Annotated in this window: 18 protein-coding genes and 1 pseudogene; 13 read left to right on the forward strand and 6 right to left on the reverse strand. The window is 46.8% G+C overall.

What is annotated here, in order from left to right:
• Window positions 1-661: 661 nt before the first annotated feature.
• The 6 genes from NC996_RS06155 (at window position 662) to NC996_RS06180 (ending at window position 7,733) form a co-directional block, all read left to right on the forward strand.
• Window positions 662-2,881 (forward strand): ATP-binding protein, encoded by a 2,220-nt coding sequence (locus tag NC996_RS06155; RefSeq protein ID WP_190687704.1) that lies wholly within the window; start codon window positions 662-664, stop codon window positions 2,879-2,881.
• 138 nt (window positions 2,882-3,019) lie between these two features.
• Complete coding sequence (locus NC996_RS06160) at window positions 3,020-3,364, forward strand: DUF4870 domain-containing protein (protein ID WP_190687707.1); 345 nt, start codon at window positions 3,020-3,022, stop codon at window positions 3,362-3,364.
• Window positions 3,365-3,677: 313 nt separating this feature from the next.
• Window positions 3,678-4,661: an alpha-ketoacid dehydrogenase subunit beta gene (locus NC996_RS06165; RefSeq protein ID WP_190414510.1), complete on the forward strand. Its 984-nt coding sequence runs from the start codon at window positions 3,678-3,680 to the stop codon at window positions 4,659-4,661.
• Window positions 4,662-4,798: 137 nt separating this feature from the next.
• Window positions 4,799-6,217 carry a protein translocase subunit SecD gene (gene secD / locus NC996_RS06170; RefSeq protein WP_190687710.1) on the forward strand — a complete coding sequence of 473 codons (1,419 nt, stop codon included), beginning with the start codon at window positions 4,799-4,801 and terminating at the stop codon, window positions 6,215-6,217.
• Window positions 6,214-7,191, forward strand: a complete 978-nt coding sequence (secF, locus tag NC996_RS06175) for a protein translocase subunit SecF (RefSeq protein ID WP_190427144.1) — start codon at window positions 6,214-6,216, stop codon at window positions 7,189-7,191. Before secD ends, secF begins: the two co-directional genes overlap by 4 nt.
• A gap of 125 nt (window positions 7,192-7,316) precedes the next feature.
• The gene (locus tag NC996_RS06180; protein ID WP_190687769.1) at window positions 7,317-7,733 is read left to right on the forward strand and encodes a hypothetical protein; all 417 of its coding nucleotides are present in this window, start codon (window positions 7,317-7,319) and stop codon (window positions 7,731-7,733) included.
• Window positions 7,734-7,762: 29 nt separating this feature from the next.
• Here the strand turns inward: NC996_RS06180 and NC996_RS06185 are convergent, their stop codons facing one another.
• Complete coding sequence (locus NC996_RS06185) at window positions 7,763-9,637, reverse strand: PAS domain S-box protein (RefSeq protein ID WP_190687713.1); 1,875 nt, start codon at window positions 9,635-9,637, stop codon at window positions 7,763-7,765.
• Between the two features lie 396 nt (window positions 9,638-10,033).
• On the opposite strand from NC996_RS06185, the gene NC996_RS06190 reads away from it, so the two are divergent.
• From NC996_RS06190 to NC996_RS06210, 5 genes are all read left to right on the forward strand, one after another.
• On the forward strand, window positions 10,034-10,837 hold the full coding sequence (locus NC996_RS06190; protein WP_190687715.1) for a prolipoprotein diacylglyceryl transferase family protein: 804 nt from the start codon (window positions 10,034-10,036) through the stop codon (window positions 10,835-10,837).
• A complete protein-coding gene (locus NC996_RS06195) occupies window positions 10,776-11,207 on the forward strand; it encodes a hypothetical protein (protein ID WP_190687717.1) in 432 nt (143 codons plus the stop codon). The genes NC996_RS06190 and NC996_RS06195 overlap by 62 nt, the downstream gene beginning before the upstream one ends.
• A gap of 67 nt (window positions 11,208-11,274) precedes the next feature.
• Window positions 11,275-12,699 carry a radical SAM protein gene (locus NC996_RS06200; protein WP_190687720.1) on the forward strand — a complete coding sequence of 475 codons (1,425 nt, stop codon included), beginning with the start codon at window positions 11,275-11,277 and terminating at the stop codon, window positions 12,697-12,699.
• A gap of 54 nt (window positions 12,700-12,753) precedes the next feature.
• Window positions 12,754-13,071 (forward strand): hypothetical protein, encoded by a 318-nt coding sequence (locus NC996_RS06205; RefSeq protein WP_190533574.1) that lies wholly within the window; start codon window positions 12,754-12,756, stop codon window positions 13,069-13,071.
• 63 nt (window positions 13,072-13,134) lie between these two features.
• Entirely contained in the window at window positions 13,135-13,431 is a 297-nt protein-coding gene (locus NC996_RS06210; RefSeq protein WP_190687723.1) for a hypothetical protein, read from the forward strand.
• Window positions 13,432-13,457: 26 nt separating this feature from the next.
• Here NC996_RS06210 and NC996_RS06215 read toward each other — a convergent pair whose 3' ends face one another.
• A complete protein-coding gene (locus NC996_RS06215; protein ID WP_190523920.1) occupies window positions 13,458-13,784 on the reverse strand; it encodes a hypothetical protein in 327 nt (108 codons plus the stop codon).
• Window positions 13,785-13,966: 182 nt separating this feature from the next.
• Entirely contained in the window at window positions 13,967-14,977 is a 1,011-nt protein-coding gene (locus NC996_RS06220) for a phosphoribulokinase (protein WP_190414500.1), read from the reverse strand.
• 563 nt (window positions 14,978-15,540) lie between these two features.
• Here NC996_RS06220 and petH point away from each other — a divergent pair.
• Both petH and ftsH2 read left to right on the forward strand, forming a co-directional pair.
• Window positions 15,541-16,827 carry a ferredoxin--NADP reductase gene (petH, locus tag NC996_RS06225; protein ID WP_190687728.1) on the forward strand — a complete coding sequence of 429 codons (1,287 nt, stop codon included), beginning with the start codon at window positions 15,541-15,543 and terminating at the stop codon, window positions 16,825-16,827.
• Window positions 16,828-17,380: 553 nt separating this feature from the next.
• Window positions 17,381-19,267: an ATP-dependent zinc metalloprotease FtsH2 gene (gene ftsH2 / locus NC996_RS06230; RefSeq protein ID WP_190429954.1), complete on the forward strand. Its 1,887-nt coding sequence runs from the start codon at window positions 17,381-17,383 to the stop codon at window positions 19,265-19,267.
• 124 nt (window positions 19,268-19,391) lie between these two features.
• On the opposite strand, the gene NC996_RS06235 is transcribed toward ftsH2, so the two are convergent.
• From NC996_RS06235 to NC996_RS06245, 3 genes and pseudogenes are all read right to left on the reverse strand, one after another.
• Complete coding sequence (locus NC996_RS06235; protein ID WP_190687731.1) at window positions 19,392-21,431, reverse strand: ankyrin repeat domain-containing protein; 2,040 nt, start codon at window positions 21,429-21,431, stop codon at window positions 19,392-19,394.
• Between the two features lie 168 nt (window positions 21,432-21,599).
• On the reverse strand, window positions 21,600-22,988 hold the full coding sequence (gene psbC, locus NC996_RS06240; protein WP_190414496.1) for a photosystem II reaction center protein CP43: 1,389 nt from the start codon (window positions 22,986-22,988) through the stop codon (window positions 21,600-21,602).
• 117 nt (window positions 22,989-23,105) lie between these two features.
• Window positions 23,106-23,218 (reverse strand): annotated as a pseudogene (locus NC996_RS06245) (photosystem II protein D2); the annotation flags it as partial.

Here is a 23,218-nt window from a genome sequence, read left to right on the forward strand (position 1 = left end):
GAACAACCCAAACCGGAGATAGCCTTTTTACTTTTATTCGTTCTAGGGTTCCGATTGGACTAAGACGCGATCGCTTCTTTCAGTAACATTCCCGATTAACAACTCTTACCTTCATCAAAAATTTAGATTCACTCCTGCTAGCCGCAATTCGCTAGCAGTTTTGTCTAAGGAGGTAAGTCCAATTAACCGGAAGACCTTGCCCATTCGCCTGCTGTGTTGACAAGCTTTGCTCCTCCATTCGCGAGAACCTAATGCTAACAGAGGTTTCCTCTGTTTAGACTTTTCGCCCCAAGAAAGGGAGAAAGTTTCTCTCTTTCGTCAATAAAAATTCTCACCCTTCTTCCCCCGACTTGTGGGGGAACTGAGAACGCAGGGAAGGTTCGTTTAAGGTTGCACTTTCTTTATGTCTATCAACTTAATTTAATTTTAAGCGGATATATTCCGTTAACACTCGTCTCCTATCAAAGATTACGCACTGCTGACGAATCCAAATACAAGGCGGTAAGCAAAGCAAGTTTTTTTTGAAGTTCTACGCTAAGAAACCAACCGTCTTTTTGCCAGATTGCAAAACAACTGTAATTTATCCGGTGCAGACCTGCCCATGCCAACTCTCGCGAGCGAGCGATATCTAGCTATAAAGTAGCAACCCCAAGGAGACTTTATGCCATCACTCTTGCACAATCTTTTTACTTCCGGGCAATTTATCCCGCACGGACACTGCTATTTGTGGAAAACAGGGCTAGTGTGGCTGCATATTCTGTCAGATGGTTTAATCGCCCTGGCTTATTATTCAATTCCGCTGCTGTTGGTTTACATTGTCCGCAAGCGAGGCGATTTGCCTTTTGATTGGGTATTTCTGTTGTTTGGCAGCTTCATCATCGCTTGTGGGACGAGTCATGTGTTGGAAATTTGGACCCTATGGCACCCAATGTATTGGCTGTCAGGGTTAGTGAAAGCTGTAGCTGCTGTGATTTCTGTGGCGACAGGTATTGTATTGATGTCATTGATTCCTAACATCCTAGCACTGCCCAGTCCCGCTCAGATCGAGGAAGCCAACCGCCGACTGAAATCAGAAATTCAGGAACGTCAGCAGATAGAGGCGCAGCTGCGAAGTCAAGAATACTGGCTGAATACCCTGATTGATGCGGTTCCGAACGTGGTGAATATGAAAGACGGTGAAGGACGCTGGCTGATCTCGAATCAAGAAGGACTGAAGCTTTTTCAGCTCGAAGGTGTCGATTATCAGGGCAAGACAGACGCAGAACTAGAAGAATATACAGAATTTTATCAGGAAGCTCTTTTTGATTGTCAAGAATCCGATGAAAGAGCGTGGCGTGCAGAAACCATTAGCCATTACGAAGAAGAGATTTTATTACCCGATGGTTCAGCGAAGAAGTTTGATGTCGCCAAGGTGCCCTTATTCAACCCAGATGGAAGCCGTAAAGGGATTGTAGTCGTAGCAAGCGACATTACTCAACGCAAGCAAGTAGAGGCGGCATTGCGTGAAAGCGAAGCGAAAAATCGCGCCTTCATCCAAGCCCTACCGGATATGTTGTTTCGGATTTGCAGTGATGGGACTTTTATGGACTTTCAAGCGCCTAGAGAAGATGCTCTGGCGATGCCTCCCAGTCACTTTTTGGGGAAAAGCGTGTGGGAGGTATTACCTACCGAGTTGGCTGAAGCTACCATGTACAACGTATCGAAAGCGATCGCTTCCGGTGAAACACAACTCTACGAGTATCAAATGACTTCCCTAGACGGCAACCAGCACGATTATGAGGCTCGGTATGCGCGTAGCTTAGAATCAGAAGCTTTGGTAATAGTACGCGATATTAGCGAACGGCAAGCCGCGCTTCGCGAACGCAAGCAGGCAGAAATCGCTTTACAAAAATCGGAAGCGCAATTAAGAGAACAGACACTTCATCTAGAAAAAACCTTATGTGAGTTGAAACAAACCCAATCTCAATTGATTCAGAGCGAAAAAATGTCTAGCTTGGGTCAATTGGTTGCTGGTGTTGCTCACGAAATTAATAACCCTATTAACTTTATTTACGCCAACCTAATTCACACCGACGAATATACAAAAGAATTACTACATCTGATTCGCCTCTATCAGCAACACAATTGCGAACCTGTTCCTGAAATTGCCGCAGTCGTGGAGAACCTTGACTTAGATTTTCTTCAGGAAGACTTACCCAAAATGCTGTCCTCAATGAAGGCGGGGACGAACCGTATTCGCGAAATTGTCTTATCGTTGCGAAACTTCTCGCGCTTGGATGAGGCAGAGGTGAAGGCGGTTAATCTCCACGAAGGCATTGACAGTACGCTGCTGATCTTGCAAAACCGCTTGAAAGGGAAACTGGGACGCCCAGCGATTGAAATTATTAAAGAGTATGGCAAGCTGCCCCCCATCGAGTGTTATGCGAGGCAACTGAATCAAGTATTTATAAATACCATCACCAATGCAATTGATGCCTTAGAAGAGGCAGAGGCACAGAAGCGCAGAAGTGCAGAGGAGAATTTGGTACACTCTCCTCAGCAGCTTTGTTCCCCAGCGTCCCTGCCTTGGATTCGGATTCGCACTGAAGTTCAAGACGATCGTCAAGTTGTGGTTCGGATTTCTGATAATGGTCTTGGGATAACGGAGGAGGTACGCCAAAAGCTTTTTGACCCCTTCTTTACAACTAAACCTGTTGGTAGCGGCACAGGTTTGGGGTTATCTATCAGTTATCAAATTGTAGTCGAAAAACACGGCGGCAGCTTGAAATGCGTTTCAGCACCGGGACAGGGGGCGGAGTTCGCGATCGCAATTCCCGTTCAGCAGCAATATCGGCAAACATCTGTGGTTAGGGACGGAAATTCTGCTGCTGTTTCAGGATAAATTCTCTCTGCTTTAGTACCAGAAACTTTTGTGCCTTTCGGGTACGGAAAGCCGTTCGCTAGCGTGCGGCTCACCCCCAGCGATCGCGTGTTACAGTCTTGACTAGAGGCAACGCAACAGAAGCATTAGGGGGTTTAGATGTACGACACGGACAAGCGAAAGTTGTTGTCGGTACTATCTCATGGCTCGATCTTTCTTAGTACGACACTGGTGTCTATCGGGATACCCGTCGCGATGTTATTTGTATCCGATGATCCAGTTGTGAAAGACAATGCCAAAGAAGCAATCAACTTTCACTTCAATGTTTGGTTCTATGGAGCGATTATTGCCTTCTTAACTTTTATCACCCTTGGTTTATTGGGCTTTATCCTCGGACCTATCGGGTTTATCGTTCATTGGGCACTGACGATTCTGGCAATTACTCACTGTTTGGGTAATCCCGATCAACCCTACCGCTATCCCTTCACCTTCCGCATACTTTAAAAAAGGGAAAAGTAAAAAGGAAAAATTGTTTGAGTTTCACTTTTTACTTGCATGGCTCTTAAAAGGTACGTGAAGTCAAGAAAGCTGTAGGTTGATTAATCATAATTTTCCCATAAAACCCGTCTTCTTTGAGAAAACGGGTTTTTGCATATTTTTAAGCTTTTGTCAATACTGCGATAGATTTGACGATGTACAAAGTGCGATCGCTTCCGGTTCACCAATCCAGAGCGATGTGCGATCGCTGGCAAAATTCTAGAGCCTCAAGAGGTTAAAATCCTAATCTGACCCGATCAAACTCCTCTCTCCTGTACCGATGGCAGAAACTTTATTCTTCAACGCCCTCCGCGCAGCCATAGACGAAGAAATGGCTCGCGACTCAGCCGTATTTGTCCTTGGTGAAGATGTCGGTCACTATGGCGGCTCGTACAAAGTCACCAGAGACCTGTACAAAAAATATGGTGACTTGCGCGTACTCGACACCCCCATTGCCGAAAACAGCTTCACCGGCATGGCAGTAGGTGCTGCAATGACAGGTCTCAGACCAATTATCGAAGGCATGAACATGGGCTTTTTGCTCCTTGCCTTCAACCAAATCTCTAACAACGCTGGAATGCTGCGCTATACCTCCGGCGGTAACTTCAAAATTCCGATGGTGATTCGGGGGCCAGGTGGCGTCGGTCGTCAATTGGGTGCCGAACACTCTCAGCGACTAGAAGCTTATTTCCAAGCAGTACCGGGTTTAAAAATTGTCGCCTGCTCCACACCTTACAACGCCAAAGGATTGTTAAAGGCTGCCATCCGCGACGATAATCCGGTTTTATTCTTTGAACACGTCCTCCTCTACAACCTGAAAGAAGATTTACCAGAGGAAGAATATGTGCTGCCCTTAGATAAGGCAGAAGTCGTGCGGCAAGGCAAGGATGTCACGATCCTCACTTATTCGCGGATGCGTCACCATGTTATGCAAGCGGCAAAACAGATGGAAAAAGAAGGTTTCGATCCGGAAGTAATTGACCTAATTTCCCTCAAGCCGCTGGATTTCGATACCATCGGTGCTTCCGTGCGGAAAACCCATCGGGTGATTATCGTAGAGGAATGCATGAAAACCGGCGGAATTGCGGCAGAATTGACAGCTTCAATTAACGATCGGCTATTTGATGAGCTAGATGCGCCCGTTCTGCGGCTATCTTCCCAGGATATCCCCACACCTTATAATGGAGCGCTGGAGCGGTTGACGATTGTCCAACCAGAGCAAATTGTGGAAGCCGTGCAAAAGATGATGGCACTCCAAGTGTGATCGGTCATTAGTCCTTAGTCCCTAGTCTGAGTCAATTGCCAATGACGAATGACTAATGACTAATGCCCGCTGACAATCAATCCGGATCGACCAGCCCAAAAGGGATTATCATAGCATTTGTTTGAGCGGGTCGTGGTATGCAGAGACAGCGTTCTTTATTAGCCTTAATTCTGGTTCTGGTGATTGCTTCTATCACCGTGCTTGCCAGGATTCCAATTCGGCTGGGATTAGACCTTCAAGGGGGATCGCAACTGACGCTTCAGGTGAAACCCACTGAAGGCAAAGAAATCACGCGAGAAGATTTAGAAGCAGTTCAGAAAGTCGTAGAGAACCGGATTAACGGTCTTGGGGTCTCTGAAGCAATCGTGCAAACGGTCGGACAAGACCAGGTTTTGGTGCAGCTACCGGGGGTCAGCGATCCGGAGCAAGCGGAACGGGTGCTGGGTGGCACCGCTCAATTGGATTTCCGCGAACAAAAGCCGGGTTCGGAAACCCAGTTGCAAATTGAACAACAGCTGCGACGGGAATTAAAAGCGAAGCAGGAGGAGTTGAGAAAGACGAAAGATGAAGCGGCGATCGCTAAAAATCAGGAAGCTCTCCAGCGGAGTAACCAAGCGATCGCAGCTTTGTTTGAGCGCACCAACCCCCCACTCACGGGCAAAAACCTCACGGGAGCGACCGCCCGACCTTTTCAGACGAGCGACAACTGGAGTGTCAACATTTCCTTTGATGCTGAAGGAGGCGGACGCTTTGCCCAGTTAACCAAAAATATCGCCGGGACGGGACGCACCTTGGGGATTTTCTTAGATGAAGAACTGCTCAGCGCTGCTACCGTTGAAGTAAAGTATGCCCAAGAAGGCATCAGCGGCGGCGGTGCCGAGATTACAGGCAACTTTAGCTTAGAAGAAGCTAACGAGTTGGTCGTCCAGCTGCGGGGCGGTGCCCTACCCTACCCCGTAGAAATCATTGAAAACCGTACCGTGGGAGCCACCCTAGGTCGAGATAGTATCCAAAGCAGTATTTACGCCTCTATCGGTGGTCTGATTTTGGTATTGATCTTCATCGGCGTCTATTACCGCTTACCGGGGGCAATTGCTGGGATAGCGTTAGTCATTTATTCGCTATTGTGCTTATCTGCCTTTGTTTTACTCGGCGTTACTTTGACTCTCCCTGGGATTGCTGGTTTTATTCTCAGTATCGGGATGGCAGTAGATGCCAATGTACTGATTTTTGAGCGGACGCGGGAAGAATTAAGAGCCGGGAAGAGTTTATATCGTTCGGTAGAATCTGGTTTTTATCGGGCATTTTCCAGCATTTTGGACGGTAACGTCACAACGTTAATTGCTTGTGGGTTTATGTTTTGGCTGGGTTCGGGTCTGGTAAAAGGCTTTGCCCTGACGCTAGCAATCGGAGTCTTAGTGAGTATGTTTACAGCAATTACCTGTAGCCGTACCCTACTCATGACAGCGATCAGCTTTCCAGAATTACGCAAGCCACAATGGTTTTGTCCGAATTTGCAGGCGTCAAGGAAGTCTGAGCCAGAGGTAGGGTCATGAAATTAAATCTAATCAAACGGCGATCGCTCTGGTGGACGATTTCTGCCATCTTGATCCTGAGTGGACTGATTGCAATGGTAATCAACTGGACGCAAATCGGTGCGCCGTTACGTCCCAGTCTGGATTTTGTCGGCGGTACGCGGTTGCAGTTTGAACTCGATTGTTCTAAACCAAACAACTGCGATCGACCCATTGATATCGCGACGGTTCGGGAAGCGATCGCAGCTCAGGGTTTGGGTGACAGTAGCATCCAAGCGTTAACCAGGAACGCTCAAGGGCAAACTCAGCCGGGTGTGTCTATTCGCACCAAAGCGTTGAATGTTGACCAACGCACCAAGCTGCAAAATGCCTTAAACCAACTCAGAGCCTTCGATCCCCAAAAGACTCAGATAGACACGGTGGGACCGACTCTCGGACGCCAGTTATTTGCCTCTGGTTTACTGGCGATATTGCTCTCCTTTGTGGGTATTTTTGTTTACCTGACCTTCCGCTTCCAGTTCGACTACTCCTTGTTCGCCTTTGTTGCCTTGCTCCACGATGTTTTGATCACCCTAGGGTTTTTCGCTATCTTGAGCTTGGTGTTCGGTACTGAAGTCGATAGCTTATTTGTCGTCGCTATCTTGACGATCATTGGTTTCTCGGTCAACGATACGGTGGTGATCTACGACCGGGTTCGGGAAGTCATTAAACTGAATCCTGGAGAGCATATTAACCAGATTGTCGAGGACGCAGTTAATCAAACCCTGACTCGTTCGATTAACACCACCTTTACAGTGTTGCTGACTTTGTTTTCCATCTTTTTCTTTGGTGGAGAAACGCTGAAAAACTTTGCCTTAGCGCTGATTGTTGGGTTTGCCGCTGGTGCTTATTCCAGTATCTTCATTGCGAGTACCCTTTTAGCTTGGTGGAGAGAACGGACGGGTCAAGCGATCGCTATTGCGGCAACGGAACCCAAAGCTTCTGATGAAATCTGAAGGGCATAAGGCAAGAAGCAATGAATCAGGCAAGAGACGATCGCTGGGAGCAAGGGCGCAGAGGAGCTGGAGAGCCGGAGAGCGGGGAAGTACAGGATAATCTAGATTCAACTTCTCCTCTACCCCTGTGCCCTTCTGAACCTCTGACCCGCAACCCCCTCAGCCATGCCGATGATCCAAGCTTCCAACAGCAAGTGCAAAGGTTACACCGGCTGACTGTCTACGGCAGGTGGTTGGTCGCCGGGTTGCTTTGGATTACCATTGGTCCCTTGAGTCTCTGGGGCTTGCGCTACCCAATTTTTCTATTGCGGGAATACTTTACCTGGGCGGCAGTGCGATATGGACTTTATTACAATCCACTGCCAGCTCTGGGACTTGCTTTGTGCATTGGCATGACAGCTTCTGTATTGGTGTGGCAAAGCCGGAATATTTTACTAGGAATATCCAATCGGGAACAACATCGCTTAGAGCAACAGGTATATCGGATTCGCCAGCAAGGACAAAGTCACCCGCTTTGGAAGTGGGTTTGTCAAGTCAATTAAAACTTTAATTTCTAACTTTTAATTGTTTCTCAGGCGCACCGAGACAGAGCTGGTTCGGAACGAGTCTGCCGAATCGGAATTTCAATTAAAAACTCTGCCCCCTTTCCCGGTTCGGAAACACAAGTCAATTGACCGCCGTGCTTTTCGACGACAATCTGATAGCTAATGGACAAGCCGAGTCCCGTACCTGTGCCTATCGGTTTCGTGGTAAAGAAGGGGTCAAATAACTTACGACGGACTTCCTCGTTCATCCCAGGGCCATTATCAGCAATCCGGATGGCGATGCGATCGCTGTCTTTGACCTCGGTACAAATCCGAATACAAGACTGAGGAGCCGGGGAGCCAGAAAGCCAGGGAGATACCATCTCCTGTGCCCCTTTGCTTCTGGGTCCGTCTGCCTCCTCCAGGGCATCAATCGCATTATTGAGGATATTCATTAATACCTGGTTGAACTGACCGGCATAGCACTCCACCAATGGTAGGTCGCCATATTCTTTAACGACCTCGATCGCCGGATGGGTAGCGGTAGCTTTTAAGCGGTCTTGCAGCAATCTCAGAGTGTTGTCAATGCCTTCGTGAATGTTGACCGACTTCTTTTCTGCTTGGTCATGGCGCGAGAAGTTCCGCAGAGAGGCGACAATTTGCCGAATGCGGTCAGCCCCTAACTTCATTGAGGACAGCAGTTTCGGCATATCTGCAATCACGAAATCAAGATCGATTTCATCAATCAGATCCTGGATTTCTTCAGGGGGTTCGGGGGAGTGTTTTCCATAAAGTTGCAACAACTCGATCAAGCTTTGAATATAGTGAATGGCGTAGTCGAGATTCCCGTAGATGAAACTGACGGGATTGTTGATTTCGTGGGCAATACCAGCAACCAATTGTCCCAGACTGGACATTTTTGCACTTTGAATCAACTGGGTTTGAGTTTGTTTTAATTCGCTTAAGGCTTGTTTTAGCTTTGCTGCTTTTTCTCGCAATTGCGCTTCTGATTGTCGCAAAGCTTTCTCCGCTTGCTGACGCTCTTTAACTTCCCTTTTTAGAAGCTCATTGGCGGCTTTTAATTCAGCGGTGCGTTCCTCGACTCGTCTTTCTAAGTCGTTATTTGCTTGTTCCAGTGCTGCTTGCGATCGCTTGCGTTCGGTAATATCCCTCGTTATTGTGGCAAAGCCGCGCAGCCGTCCATCTTCACTTCGTAAAGCTGTCACGACAACATTTGCCCAAAACTGCGACCCGTCTTGGTGTAAGCGTAAAGTTTCCCATTCACACCGACCGTCTAATGCTGCCTTTTGTAGAACTTGCTCAGGTTTGCCGCTCCTGCTCTCGGTGGAAGGAAAAAAGCAGGAGAAATGCCGACCAATAATTTCCTCTGCCTGATACCCGTTGAGCCTCTCCGCCCCTTTGTTCCAACTAATAACTTTCCCGCTGGTATCGAGCATATAAATTGCATAGTCTTTGACATTTTTGATTAACAAGCGGAAACGCTCTTCGCTTTGCCGCAGTTCCTCTTCTGCCTGTTTGCGCTCGGTAATGTCACGGGCAGCGGCGTAAATTAATTGTTCTTCCGCGCACAGAGCGGCATTCCACAGCAGCCATTTGTAGGTTCCGTCTTTGCAGCGAAAGCGGTTTTCAAAAGTGACCGTCTCCCCGGTGCTGGATAGTTCCTGCAATTGAACCAGAGTAGATTCCCGGTCTTTGGGATGAATAAATGCAATCCACGGCTTGGCTAGAAATTCCTCAGATGTGAACAGGAGCGTTTTTTCGCACATCGGGTTCAGTCGCTTGAAATAGCCATCGAAACCAGCGATGAAAAACATATCCAGTGAGAGCGTGAAGAAACGATTATTCTCTGCTTCCACTTTGCTGCTCTCGGTAATTGGGGATTCTGCCGCTGGGATTGCCATTTTTCACTTTACCTACCTAGTTCGCTCAAATCATCTCCTTGATGCTTTCCCTGATGTTGACGGAGACTCTAGTCCTGATTAATTCTCAAATCTGGCGATGCATGTTTACACATCATATAGTTTTTTATTTATTACTTGACAGTTATTAACAATTTTTATGCGGAAGATTTAGATTTTGCATGTAAAATGCCTTGCCATATATTGCTGGCAAGAAATTTTTAATCCTTTAGCAGAGGATAGCAATCTTCTGTGAAGAGTTCCAGGAAATATAGCTTCTACAAGCTTGGGTGGGTATGATATCGTCTAGGCAACCTCTGTCTAGCTCCAGGCAACAGGGCTTGTCGGGTATATTTTCAAGCCACGAGGAGGCACTATCCTCAAGCGGAGATACAAATAATGAGTTTCCCGGTTTATTTGTGGCTGGGTTCGGTGCGGATTCACCCTCATATTTTGTTTGAGTCGTTGGCGTATGCGATCGCTTTCCGTTTATTAATCAAAAATGCTCGCAAAGATGCGATCGCACCCACGCAGCGCAGTTCGGTAATTGTCGGTGGCTTGGTAGGGGCGCTAGTCGGTGCGAAAGCGCTGGTTTTACTACAGCACATCGATTTAATTGGGAATAATTGGCAACTATTCTTTTTGGTTCTCCTTCAAGGAAAAACGGTCGTAGGGGCGTTACTCGGTGGATTGATTGGTGTAGAAATTACCAAGAAAATGATTGGTGTCAATCGATCTACCGGCGATGTTTTTGTTTATCCCTTGATTGTGGGAACGGCGGTGGGACGGATTGGCTGCTTTTTGACAGGATTAAGCGATCGCACTTACGGCATTCCCACTCATTTACCTTGGGGAGTAGATTTTGGTGATGGCATTCCCCGGCATCCGACTCAATTATATGAAGTTATTTTTTTACTAATTTTACTGATATTTTTACAAATTCGCAGCCGCTACCATCGGCAAGAAGGCGAATTATTTAAGTTTTACATGGTTTCTTATTTAAGCTTTCGTCTATTAATTGATTTCATTAAGCCAGATTTTCATCCCATCTACGGGCTAAGCGCCATTCAGATTGCTTGTTTATTGGGAATTTTATATTATCGGAACAGCATTCTAAAATTGTTCGTTTTTGAATCATCTAATGCAATTTACTGTCAAGGGAAATCAAGAAAAAGTAATCATTCGCATTCAAGGGATAAATAATCTCATTGCAGACGATTATTGGGATAGAAATTGGATTAATTCAGAAATTGAGATAATCTTACCTGGCTATCACGCTAATTTTTTGGGTGATATACGGACTGAGGAAATATTTATTTTCTTGGAACAACTTAAAGAGATATCTCAAACGCTATCTGGTATTGCAGAGCTAAATACAATGGAAGGATTGATAAACCTAAAAGCAGAAATTAATAATTTAGGACACATCCAATGGACTGGAAAAACAACTTATCCAATTGGTAATGGCAACACTTTAACCTTTAATTTCTCTAACGATCAATCTTTCCTCTCAAATCTTATAACTGAGTTGCAAATGATAACGAAGCATTTTTCTATAATTGGAAACCTGTGAATCCATACACCTAGAATCAATCAGGAAAGCTGCTCAACCGATTGTAATCATTTTAACAAAAAAATATATGCCTACTCGAAACTACCTTTTCTATGCTTTAACTAACAGCGTTTGCTCTAAATGTCTCGTCAAAGTAGAGGCAAAAATTATCTTTCGAGATGATTGCGTTTACCTGGTAAAGCACTGTCCTACCCACGGACATCAAGAAGTCTTAATTGCTGATGATATCGATTATTACAAACTCTCCCAGGAATTTATCAAACCAGGGGATATGCCGCTTAAATTTAATACTCCCATAAAATATGGCTGCCCCTATGACTGCGGACTTTGCCCCGATCACGAACAACATAGCTGTTTAACTTTAGTAGAAGTAACAGATCGCTGCAATCTTTCCTGCCCAATTTGTTACGCAGATTCGGGCACAGAAGAAGTTTCTCAACATTCCAGTCAATCCCGGCGTCATCGCACCTTAGAGCAAATTGAAAGAATGATTGATGCGGTGGTGGCGAATGAAGGAGAACCCCAGGTTGTGCAAATTAGTGGGGGCGAACCAACGATTCATCCAGAGTTTTTTAAAATTCTGGATATTACTAAAAGTAAGCCAATTCGCCATTTAATGATCAATACCAATGGTATTAAAATTGCCAAAGACCGAAATTTTTGCGATCGCTTAAGTCAATATATGCCCGGAATTGAAGTCTATCTCCAATTTGATAGCTTTGAGGCGGCAGCATTAAAGGAGTTACGGGGGGCAGATTTGCGAGAGATTCGGGAACAAGCGATCGCGCATCTCAACGAGTTTAACATCTCGACAACTTTGGTCGTTACCCTGAAAAAAGGGCTAAACGACGGCGAAATTGGCAAAATCATTGAATACGCCTTGCAACAGCGATGCGTGCGGGGTGTTACCTTTCAACCGATTCAGGCAGCAGGGCGTCTGGAGGGATTTGAGCATGAGCGCGATCGCTACACTCTCACAGAAGTTCGTCGCTCTATCTTACAGCAGAGTCCCTATTTTAAACCAGAAGATATTCTCCCAGTTCCTTGCCATCCCGATTGTTTAGCAATGGCTTACGCGCTAAAAGTTAAGGGCAAAGTGATACCCTTAACTGGGCTTTTGGAGCCAAATAATTTTGTAAAAATCATGCCGAATTCTGTTCTTTATGAACAGGATGATGAGCTAAAGCGAAATATTTTTAATTTGTTTTCCACTAGCCATTCACCCACATCTTCTGCAACATCTTTAAAACAGTTACTTTGTTGCTTGCCACTACTACCTGTTCCTGAAGGAATTACCTACGAAAATATATTCCGAGTGATGATTGTACAGTTTCTTGACCCCTTTAACTTCGATGTCCGTTCTGTAAAACGTTCCTGCATCCACATTGTGCATCCCGATGGGAGGATTATTCCATTTGATACGTTTAATATGTTTTACCGAGAGGGAAGTGCTGGATATCACTTGGTTAATAATCGTCCGGCATTGGTTTAATTGATATATAACCATTATTAACAACAAATATTAATTGGATTCAGCAGGAGTTTTATGGAACATCAAAATGAATTTCTTGGGGTACTTTCCGGAATGCTGTTGTTATTAGGTATGCATCTTATCGCCGGTCTAGCAGTATTTTTAGTAAGTTTTCCTATTGCTGCTTTGCTAGGAGGAGGATACGCTATTTTAATCGTTTGGGCGTTTTCTGCTATTTCTATATTCTTATGGCAGCTTTTATATGTGATTCCGCTTATTTTTTGGCTAAGACGGCGACAGCGACGGGCAATGGTGAAAGGGGTGATTATTTGTGCAGTTCTTACCGCTTTATTAAATGGGGGCTGTTATTTACTGTACTTTAGTTCTTTGTAAAACGCTATATCTTAGAACCCAACGATCTAGGAGCAAAAAGCTTATCTTTATAGGAACAAGATTATGAGGTCGATAAATAAAATTCCCGGAATAATTGGCGGTATATTCCTACTATTAGGAATAAATATTTTAGTTTTTGTTATTGTGGTATTTTTATCTATTTTTACTACGGCTACTCCAATTCTGGGAATACCAATTCTTTGTATTGGTTTATTTCAATTTCTCTATGTAATTCCAATTAGTTTTTCTCTAAGACGGCAACAAAGATGGGGATTGATGAAAGGAGTGATTAGTGGTGCAGTTCTTACTGCTTTACTCAACGGTGGTTGCTGGCTCTTCATCCTTTCGGTAAGCCGGTAAATATTAAATTCCCCGACCCAGTGGCACTAGATTGAGTGGCTGCTATTCGCGCCTTTTTTCGTCTTCTTTTCGATTTTGAAAGAAATGGGACGAGGCGATTGAGGCGTGAGGTTCGATGGAGATTGGCTAGAAACAGAACGCATGGCTAGCGGCGTCTGGTCTTTAATCGACGCTGGTTCGTCTTCGTGGCTTCGCAAAAAAGGAAAGCTAGATAGTTTGTCGTAGTTAGATGCGATCGCTAAAAACGCACCTCCCAGAATATACACCGGCAACGGCAGCGTGAACTGTTTCAACCACTGATAGATTTCTGCAAAGCCAAACAGCAGCAAAAAACTGGCAACCCACACTCTCATATTTCTACTCAACCCAATCCCAAAATTTATATCTCTATTAAAACCTAGATACCTAAAATAAAATGCGAGAGCCTTTTGTCAGTCTCTCGCGTCAGCAATTCACTTAGATAGCCCTTGCTAGAAGGCTTTGAACGCAGTCGTAGGGACTCACGAGCGTGCATCCCTACCCTTGGGGGTCTAGTTTATACTTTCGTCGCTGCCAACGGTTGGCTCTTTCCAGACGTTAACCGCTCGTAGGTTGCCCGCATCTTCAGACCGACCAGCACTTGGAACAAGCCAGTTCCGTTATTAGAGCCTGGATATTCCCGATGCTTGAGCAACAGTTCGGTCAGTTCCCCGTGGTACTTAGCCGCAGTCTTGCTGAGGTGGCTTTCAATGTAGATGACTTCCTCTAGCTTGTCGAACTGACCATCTACTTCCAGAACGGACACCTCATGACCATAGTAAGAGTCTGGGCCATAGTACATCTTGATGCCAGGGTAGCCGCAGGTTAGCTTACGACCGCAGGGTCTCCAATCAATCGTAGACCCTTCATCAAATAGATAAGCTGGCTCAAAACCTTCCACGCCATCGCGCTGAAGCAAGCGCACCCGCAGGATTTGACCTACCTTCTCTTCCTTGACTAATTGCGTCGGCAACACCTGGATCACAACGTCAGCGTGTTCCTTCTGCGGCTCGATGTAGGCAGTAAAATCTGGGCGGCGAGCGTTGATGGCAGCGAGTACGTCTTCGTAACGGTGCCCGCGCTCAGCCATATCCCGCTGAATCTTCCAGGCAATCTTAACGTCATCGCTGATGTCGAGATAAACGCTGAAGTCGAGGAGCGATCGCACCCGCTCATCATACAAAGGATGAAGCCCCTCAATCACAATAATATGGTTAGGATCGACTCGCTCTGGAGGATCGATCTCGCCGGTTTCGTGGTTGTAAATTGGCTTTTCAATGGACTGACCGTTCTTGAGCGCTTTGATCTGCTCGGCCATCAGATCGAAGTTATTCGCCTTTGGGTTCAGCGCCGTAATTCCAGTTTCTTTGCGCTGTTTCCGATCCAGGCTATGGTAATCGTCCAGGCAAATCACCGTGACGAAATCTTCCCCAAACAAATCTGTTAATCGGCGCAAAAATGTAGATTTACCGCATCCGGAGTCTCCAGCAACACCAATTAGAACCACGCGATCCAGCTGACTGGTCATAGCTTCCCTCTAACGCAAAAAATTTTTTCTCATTGAGTTTTAAGCAATCTAAATCCTCAGCCCGGAGGGCACCCCGTTGGTTACTCTTGCAGCTCTTGCGACACAGCAAGAAGGCATAACCAGTAGGAGCTTACAGCACCCTAGAGTAAGGCCCGTTGGGGAAGACTCAAGCTTCGTCCAGTAAGTATTTAATACTAGATGTTACACAGTATCTTACCAGAACGGGATAGACGCTACAAGCTAACCCCAGTGGAATCATCTCGCTCAGTATTTATGCTACGGCGTGCCGTGCATTTTTAGAAAGGAAAAATTAAATTGACTCAATGGAGACATTATTTAAATAAATTGCTGGCTACCCTAAAAAAAGCTAGCGAAGGGTTTCCCAATCGCCATCCGGCGAGGAAGAATATCCCTAATATTAGCGACGTTAACTATCCAGAAACTATCCAGATTCAGTCATTGCCCTCTTTTACCTGCCCTCGGTCAGCAGAGCGATATGTGGTGGAAAGACCGCTTTGTAGCAGAATGTTAACAGAAGGTGGGTTCGGAGATATTTAAGAGCAATGTACAATTCCACAGCAGCCAACGGTACTGCCAATTCAGAATCTGGTAGCCGCGTCTTTGTTTATGAAGTGGTGGGCCTGCGTCAGAACGAAGCAACTGACAACGTAAACTACCCGATTCGTCGTAGTGGCAGCGTGTTTATCACAGTGCCCTACAATCGCATGAATCAAGAAATGCAACGGATCGCTCGTTTGGGCGGCAAAATTGTCAGCATCCACCCTCTGGGTGCTGACAACGGAGCAAATGGCTCTAAGGGTAGCTCCCCCAGCTCCCTTGCTGCCGCAAGCGTTGAGTCAAGTGCAACGAATGCTCCTGCCACTTCGCAAACCGTCGCACAGGACACTCAAGCACCAAAAGAGAGTAAGCCTATGACTCAAGCGAAGGAAAAAACGGAAAAAGATATTCCCGTTAATATCTACCGCCCGAATAATCCCTTTATTGGTAAGTGTCTGAGTAATGAAGAGTTAGTTGGTGAGGGTGGGATCGGCACCGTTCGTCACCTGATCTTTGACATCTCCCAAGGGGATCTCCGTTATTTAGAAGGTCAAAGTATTGGCATCATCCCGCCGGGAAATGACAACAAGGGCAAACCCCACAAACTAAGACTGTACTCGATTGCCTCGACTCGTCATGGCGACAAGGTTGATGACAAGACTGTATCGCTGTGTGTCCGGCAACTAGAGTATAAGCATCCAGAAACGGGCGAAATGGTCTATGGTGTTTGCTCCACCCATCTGTGCAATCTCCAGGTTGGGGACGATGTGAAAATTACCGGACCAACTGGTAAAGAAATGTTGTTACCAGAAGATCCGAATGTCAACGTGATCATGTTGGCAACCGGAACGGGTATTGCGCCATTCCGCGCTTACCTGTGGCGGATGTTCAAGGAAAATGAAAGAGCAGTTAACACCGACTACGAATACAAGGGTTTAGCTTGGCTCATTTTCGGGATTCCCACCAGCCCCAACATCCTGTACAAGGAAGAACTTGAAGAACTGCAACAGCAGTACCCTGAAAACTTCCGCCTCACCTATGCCATCAGCCGGGAACAGAAAAACCCCGAAGGCGGCAGAATGTACATTCAGGATCGGGTGGCTGAACACGCTGATGAACTCTGGAAAATGATTCAGCAAGAGAATACCCACACCTATATCTGCGGTTTGAAGGGTATGGAAGGGGGCATTGATGAAGCCCTCTCCGCCGCTGCTGCCAAGGATGGGGTGACTTGGAGCGAATACCAAAGAACGATCAAGAAGGCTGGTCGTTGGCACGTAGAAACCTACTAGGTTACTACTGGCTGGAAGTCCTGCCTAGTCGTCTCTCCTTGACTCTCATAAAAACCCAGTTTCTTAAAGAAACTGGGTTTCTCAGTTTGATGGCGCTCGCTTCAAGCCAACTGGCGCGTCTGTCTTACCAGAATTGAAACTGGGAAGCAGGCGCGTCAATCCTTTGGAGGAAGGTTATTTTCCTGATTCATTGCAAGATATTCAGGCGTGGGCGTAGATTCGCACAGATGAATATCTGCAATGATTATTTTCTCTTGACAAAAGTCCTCAAAGGATATAAGCAAAGCAGTCAGTTGATCCAATGATGAGAATTAAGTTAAATTTAATTAAGTTCACGTTTAAGGTGCCAATGTTCGCCCTATAGGGACAAGCCTAAATGTCCTGGTGGTAGCAAATCCAGCTTTTGGCTGGGATTTCCTGCCTAAAGTCTTGCTCAATTAGGTAAAAAAAGGAATGTTTCAGTTCCTTCAATCAGCTCTCATCCCTTGTTTGTGATAACGCTTTATCTGCGCTGAATCTGCTTCTATTAGCCGTATCTAGAGACAACCGATTTATGAAATTTTCCTGGAGAATATTAGTACTTTGGACATTACCTGCCTTAGTCATAGGGTTTTTCCTCTGGCAAGGGGCATTTGCTGCTGCTCCCACCGATATGGGCAAAAACACTGCTAGTACCCGCATGACCTATGGGCGCTTTCTGGAATACCTAGATGCCCAAAGAGTTACCAGTGTTGACCTCTACGATGGGGGTCGGACAGCAATTGTCGAAGCCGTCGATCCGGATCTGGATAACCGCATCCAACGGCTGCGGGTAGATTTGCCAACAACTGCCCCAGAATTGATTGCTAAGCTCAGAAACGCAAATATCAGCTTTGATACCCATCCCGCTCGCAATGATGGAGCGATCTGGGGATTTTTGGGGAATTTAATTTTTCCGATTTTGTTGATTGCTGGGCTGTTCTTCCTATTCCGTCGCTCTAGCAACATTCCTGGCGGTCCTGGGCAAGCCATGAACTTCGGGAAATCAAAAGCTAGATTTCAGATGGAAGCCAAAACCGGCGTCAAATTTGACGACGTCGCCGGAATCGAAGAAGCCAAAGAAGAACTTGAAGAAGTCGTCACCTTCCTCAAACTTCCAGAGAAATTCACCGCCGTAGGTGCGAAAATTCCCAAAGGCGTCCTGTTAATTGGCCCTCCAGGAACCGGGAAAACATTACTCGCCAAAGCGATCGCAGGGGAAGCCGGGGTTCCCTTCTTCAGCATCTCCGGCTCGGAATTTGTGGAGATGTTCGTCGGCGTCGGTGCATCCCGCGTCCGCGACTTATTCAAAAAAGCCAAAGAAAACGCTCCCTGCTTAATCTTCATCGATGAAATCGATGCCGTCGGACGGCAAAGAGGCGCAGGTATCGGCGGCGGAAACGACGAACGGGAACAAACCCTCAACCAGCTCTTGACAGAAATGGACGGGTTTGAAGGCAATACCGGAATTATTATCATCGCCGCGACCAACCGTCCCGATGTTCTGGATTCGGCGCTGTTGCGTCCGGGACGTTTTGACCGACAAGTGATGGTGGATGCACCGGATCTCAAAGGGCGTCTGGCAGTTCTGGAAGTCCACGGACGGAACAAAAAAATTGCTCCCGAAGTTTCCTTAGAAGCGATCGCCCGACGCACTCCAGGCTTCACAGGTGCTGACTTAGCGAACCTGCTCAACGAAGCTGCCATTTTGACCGCCCGTCGTCGCAAAGAAGCCATCACGATGATGGAAATCAACGACGCGGTTGATCGGGTGGTAGCGGGGATGGAAGGCACGCCGCTGGTGGATAGCAAGAGCAAGCGACTGATTGCCTACCACGAAGTAGGACACGCGATCGTCGGTACCCTAGTGACCGACCACGACCCGGTACAAAAAGTCACCCTGGTGCCACGGGGTCAAGCGCGTGGCTTAACCTGGTTCACTCCTAATGAAGATCAAGGCTTAATCTCCAGGTCCCAGCTATTAGCACGCATTACAGGCGCTTTGGGCGGACGTGCGGCTGAGGAAGTCATCTTTGGCGATTCCGAGATTACTACAGGTGCTGGCGGAGACTTGCAACAGGTGACAGGTTTGGCACGGCAGATGGTCACGCGGTTTGGAATGTCTACCCTCGGCCCACTGTCCTTAGAAAGCCAGAGTGGTGAAGTGTTCTTGGGGCGCGATTGGACGAGCCGGAGCGAGTATTCTGAGGAAATTGCTTCCCAGATTGATGTGCAAGTGCGGTCAATTGTCGCGAAATGCTACAAAGATGCCTGCAAGATCATGCGCGAAAACAGGGAAGTCATCGATCGACTCGTAGACTTGTTGATTGAGAAGGAAACTATTGACGGTGAAGAATTCCGCCAAATTGTTGCTGAGTACACAGATGTACCAGAAAAAGAGCAATTTGTGCCGAGTTTGTAAATTGTCTTGAGTTTTGAGTTTTGAATTAATTCATAACTCTTTAGGATATGGGGATGAGGTAGCTCATCCCCGTTTTTTTTATTTGTGCTGGGAGGAAGGTGAATGCGATCGCGATATCTTCTCATTAAAAATCTTGCGACTTGGTAGCACCCGCTTGCTTGAGTAATTCAATCACCTCGGCGTGTTGTCCACCTTTGTGATGCCCTTCCATAATGCCCAATTCAGCATATTCAAGAGGATTACAGAAACCTTCCGCATTCACATCTGCACCCGCTTCTACAAGAGCGCGAACAATCTCAAGATGTCCTGCGTAAGCAGCATCAAGTAGTGGATAAAAATAGCCTTCGCTGGTTCTTTTGTTTACGTCTGCACCCGCTTCAATCAGCATCCTCACGATTTCATCATGCCCCCTTGAAGCTGCATTGCATAAAGCGGTGCTATTCATCCTACGATTAATGTCCGCGCCTGCTTGAATTAACGCTCTAACCTGTTCGGCATTTCCGTCAGAAGCTGCTTCAATTAAGGCAATTTCATTCATTCCCTCTTCTGAAGCACCCGCTTGTTTGAGCAGGCGAACAATTTTAGGATGTCTGTAACCCTCAGCCAGCATCATCGCTGTATTGCCCTCATCATCTCTAGCATCAAGGTCTGCACCTGCTTCTATCAAAGCCTGAGTTGAATCGGCATAACCTGCCATAGCAGCCCACATCAGGGCGGTACGACCATCCTTACGTTTAAGATTGATGTTCGCTCCCGCTTCCACTAACATTTTGACCATCTCAGCGCGTTTTCCTGTTGCGAAAAAGCTTCCAGCTACGTGCATCAAAGCGGTTTTCCCTTCACCGAGTCCATCTTCTTCGCTCACAATATCTAACTCAGCACCTGCATCAATTAGAATTTGAACTACAGGAATACGGACGTAATGAGCCGCATACATTAGGGCAGTTTGACCGTTAGAGCCAATGGCATTGATGTCTATCCCCTTCTCAATGGCTGCTTTTACCGCTTCGACTTTTCCAAACATTGCCGCCTCAATGAAGTCTTCTACATCCTTCTTCTGTAACCGCTCCTTTTTCTTGACCCCTTTCTCAATTTCTCTCTCCCCATACTTGCGGATATCTTCAGAAACCAAAGGATACAGATAGTCGTAAATTTCACGATGCCCGCTATAGGCTGCGTAGAGCAAAGGAGTATTAGAGTGTTCGTACCAAGCATTAACATCAGCTCCTGCTTCTACCAGCATTTGCACCATCTTAAATTGACCGTTGTTAGCCGCCGCCATTAATGCTGTGTAATCGCCTTTGGGGTAGTTGATATCTACGCCAGCCTTGAGCAGAAGCTGCATGATTTCTATATCTCCGTTTGCCGCAGCTAATGCTAGAGAAGTATCGCAACTGCGTCCTCCTCGAGGATTAACGCCTGCCTCTAGAAGAGCGCGAACGATCTCCACTTGTCCACGCTCAACTGCCATGCCTAAAGGTGTGTACTCGCAATCCCACCCACATTTATTGACTTCAGCACCAGCAGCAATGAGAGCGCGGACAATCTTAAGCTGTCCGTGTTTGGCAGCAACTACGAGAGGAACCGGAACATCCCAAGCTGTTGGATTGACCTCAGCTCCTGCTTTAAGCAAAGCTTTTACAATTTCAACATGACCGGAAGCGATCGCTGCTATCAATGCCGTCTTTTCTCTCCCTTCATCAAAATTTTCCTCTTCGTCAAACTCTACACCTTCATCTTGGGAGGAGTTTTGCTGCTCATTGGTACTCGCACTACTGACGTTCTTTTCATCGGAGAAAGCATCAACGAACTGTGTAAAGCCTGCGAAAAAGCGTTTTGTTTCTTCATCAGCATCCTCAGTAGCTTCTGCCAGCATCTGTCCATAGCTGGAGGTTCCTGGTACTGAAGAAACAAATAGACTCGGTTGGGAGCGAGCATCACCTTGAGGCAGTTCAGACTTAGCATTGACATTTGCCCCTGCCGCCAGCAATGCCTCCACAATGTCTAGATTTCCAATGCTAGAAGCTAAGACCAGTGGATGCTGACCCCTAGAATAATTCTTGCGGTTAGCATCAACTCCAGCCTCTAGAAGCTGATAGACTTGCTCGACATCAGATAACTGAATTGCCTCGAATAATCTTTCGATTTTGTTTTCAGCATTCACAAGCTTTCTGCACTCCAATATTACACGGTGGAGGAATTGATGCCGATAGCGTAGCCCTGATTTGAGGCAGTGTCCTGCGTGATTTCACCAAAACAAAAAGGCTCCTGTTAGAAAACAGGAGCCTTTTTGTTTATGAGTTATAAGTCTCTAATTCAAAACTCAAACTAATTAGTCGAGGTCAGGCATAGATAGCACTGGCTCGGTTTCACGGTCAATTCCTTTCTCGAAACCAGCAGCAGCAGCGCGGGCGCGACCAGCGTGCCACAGGTGACCGACTAGGAAGAAGAAACCCATGACAAAGTGGAAACAAGCCAACCAAGAACGGGGAGACACGTAGTTAAACGAGTTGATCTCCGTAGCAACGCCACCCACAGAGTTCAGGGAACCCAAAGGAGCATGGGTCATGTACTCAGCAGCACGTCGCGCTTGCCAGGGTTGAATGTCATTCTTGATCTTGTTCAGGTCAAGACCATTGGGACCGCGTAGCGGCTCCAGCCAAGGACCACGGAAATCCCAGAAGCGCATTGTTTCACCACCGAAGATGATTTCGCCACTAGGAGAGCGCATTAGGTATTTACCTAAGCCAGTTGGACCTTGTGCAGAACCGACGTTCGCACCTAAGCGCTGGTCGCGGATCAGGAAGGTCATTGCTTGGGCTTGAGAAGCTTCAGGGCCAGTGGGGCCGTAGAATTCGCTGGGATAAACAGTGTTGTTAAACCAAACGAAGCAAGAGGCAATGAAAGCCATCAAGGACACAGCACCGATGCTGTAGGAGAGATAAGCTTCTCCAGACCAGATCAAGGCACGACGTGCCCATGCAAAAGGCTTGGTGAGAATGTGGAAAATGCCACCAGCAATGCAAATCAGACCAACCCAGATGTGACCGCCGACGACATCTTCCAGGTTATCAACGCTAACAATCCAGCCGTCGCCACCAAAAGGAGACTTTAGCAGGTAGCCGAAGATCACTGCTGGGTTGAGCGTAGGACTGGTAATGACGCGAACATCACCACCACCAGGTGCCCAAGTGTCATATAAACCACCAAAGAACATTGCCTTAATCACCAACAGGAAGGCACCGATTCCCAAGAGAATCAGGTGAATCCCGATAATGGTGGTCATTTTGTTCTTATCTTTCCAGTCGTAGCCAAAGAAGCCGGAGTATTCTTCCAGAGTTTCCGGACCGCGAATTGCGTGGTAAATTCCACCCAAGCCCAGAACGGCGGAGGAAATCAGGTGCAAAACACCAACGACAAAGAAGGGGAAAGTGTCGATCACTTCTCCACCTGGACCCACACCCCAGCCTTGAGAGGCTAGGTGAGGCAGCAGGATTAATCCCTGTTCGTACATCGGCTTTTCGGGCACAAAGTGAGCGACTTCAAATAAAGTCATCGCTCCAGCCCAGAAGACAATCAGACCAGAGTGGGCAACGTGAGCGCCCAGCAGCTTACCAGACAGGTTGATCAGACGGGCGTTACCCGCCCACCAGGCGAATCCAGACGACTCTTGGTCGCGTCCGGCACCTGATACGAAACCACTATTAAATGACGTTTGCACGGGGTAAAACCTCTATTGTCATTAACCAAACAAGGTACCGACTTTAAGACTTAAGATTTTAGATTTTAGATTTTAGATGAATAACTATCCAAAATCTAAAATCCAAAATCCAAAACTTTACAGTGCGTTACCGCGAGGCAGAACCTCTTCAGGGAAGATAAAGTTCTCGTGGGGTTGATCCTGAGGAGCCATCCAAGCCCGGATGCCCTCATTGAGCAGAATATTCTTGG

The sequence above is a fragment of the Trichocoleus sp. ST-U2 genome (assembly GCF_039961875.1).
GTDB lineage: Bacteria > Cyanobacteriota > Cyanobacteriia > Cyanobacteriales > FACHB-T130 > FACHB-T130.

Coding starts and splice junctions, on each gene's coding strand:
- NC996_RS06155 (WP_190687704.1), top strand. CDS start 662: ATGCCATCACTCTTGCACAATCTTTTTACTTCCGGGCAATTTATCCCG.
- NC996_RS06160 (WP_190687707.1), top strand. CDS start 3,020: ATGTACGACACGGACAAGCGAAAGTTGTTGTCGGTACTATCTCATGGC.
- NC996_RS06165 (WP_190414510.1), top strand. CDS start 3,678: ATGGCAGAAACTTTATTCTTCAACGCCCTCCGCGCAGCCATAGACGAA.
- secD (WP_190687710.1), top strand. CDS start 4,799: ATGCAGAGACAGCGTTCTTTATTAGCCTTAATTCTGGTTCTGGTGATT.
- secF (WP_190427144.1), top strand. CDS start 6,214: ATGAAATTAAATCTAATCAAACGGCGATCGCTCTGGTGGACGATTTCT.
- NC996_RS06185 (WP_190687713.1), bottom strand. CDS start 9,637: ATGGCAATCCCAGCGGCAGAATCCCCAATTACCGAGAGCAGCAAAGTG.
- NC996_RS06190 (WP_190687715.1), top strand. CDS start 10,034: ATGAGTTTCCCGGTTTATTTGTGGCTGGGTTCGGTGCGGATTCACCCT.
- NC996_RS06195 (WP_190687717.1), top strand. CDS start 10,776: ATGCAATTTACTGTCAAGGGAAATCAAGAAAAAGTAATCATTCGCATT.
- NC996_RS06200 (WP_190687720.1), top strand. CDS start 11,275: ATGCCTACTCGAAACTACCTTTTCTATGCTTTAACTAACAGCGTTTGC.
- NC996_RS06205 (WP_190533574.1), top strand. CDS start 12,754: ATGGAACATCAAAATGAATTTCTTGGGGTACTTTCCGGAATGCTGTTG.
- NC996_RS06210 (WP_190687723.1), top strand. CDS start 13,135: ATGAGGTCGATAAATAAAATTCCCGGAATAATTGGCGGTATATTCCTA.
- NC996_RS06215 (WP_190523920.1), bottom strand. CDS start 13,784: ATGAGAGTGTGGGTTGCCAGTTTTTTGCTGCTGTTTGGCTTTGCAGAA.
- NC996_RS06220 (WP_190414500.1), bottom strand. CDS start 14,977: ATGACCAGTCAGCTGGATCGCGTGGTTCTAATTGGTGTTGCTGGAGAC.
- petH (WP_190687728.1), top strand. CDS start 15,541: ATGTACAATTCCACAGCAGCCAACGGTACTGCCAATTCAGAATCTGGT.
- ftsH2 (WP_190429954.1), top strand. CDS start 17,381: ATGAAATTTTCCTGGAGAATATTAGTACTTTGGACATTACCTGCCTTA.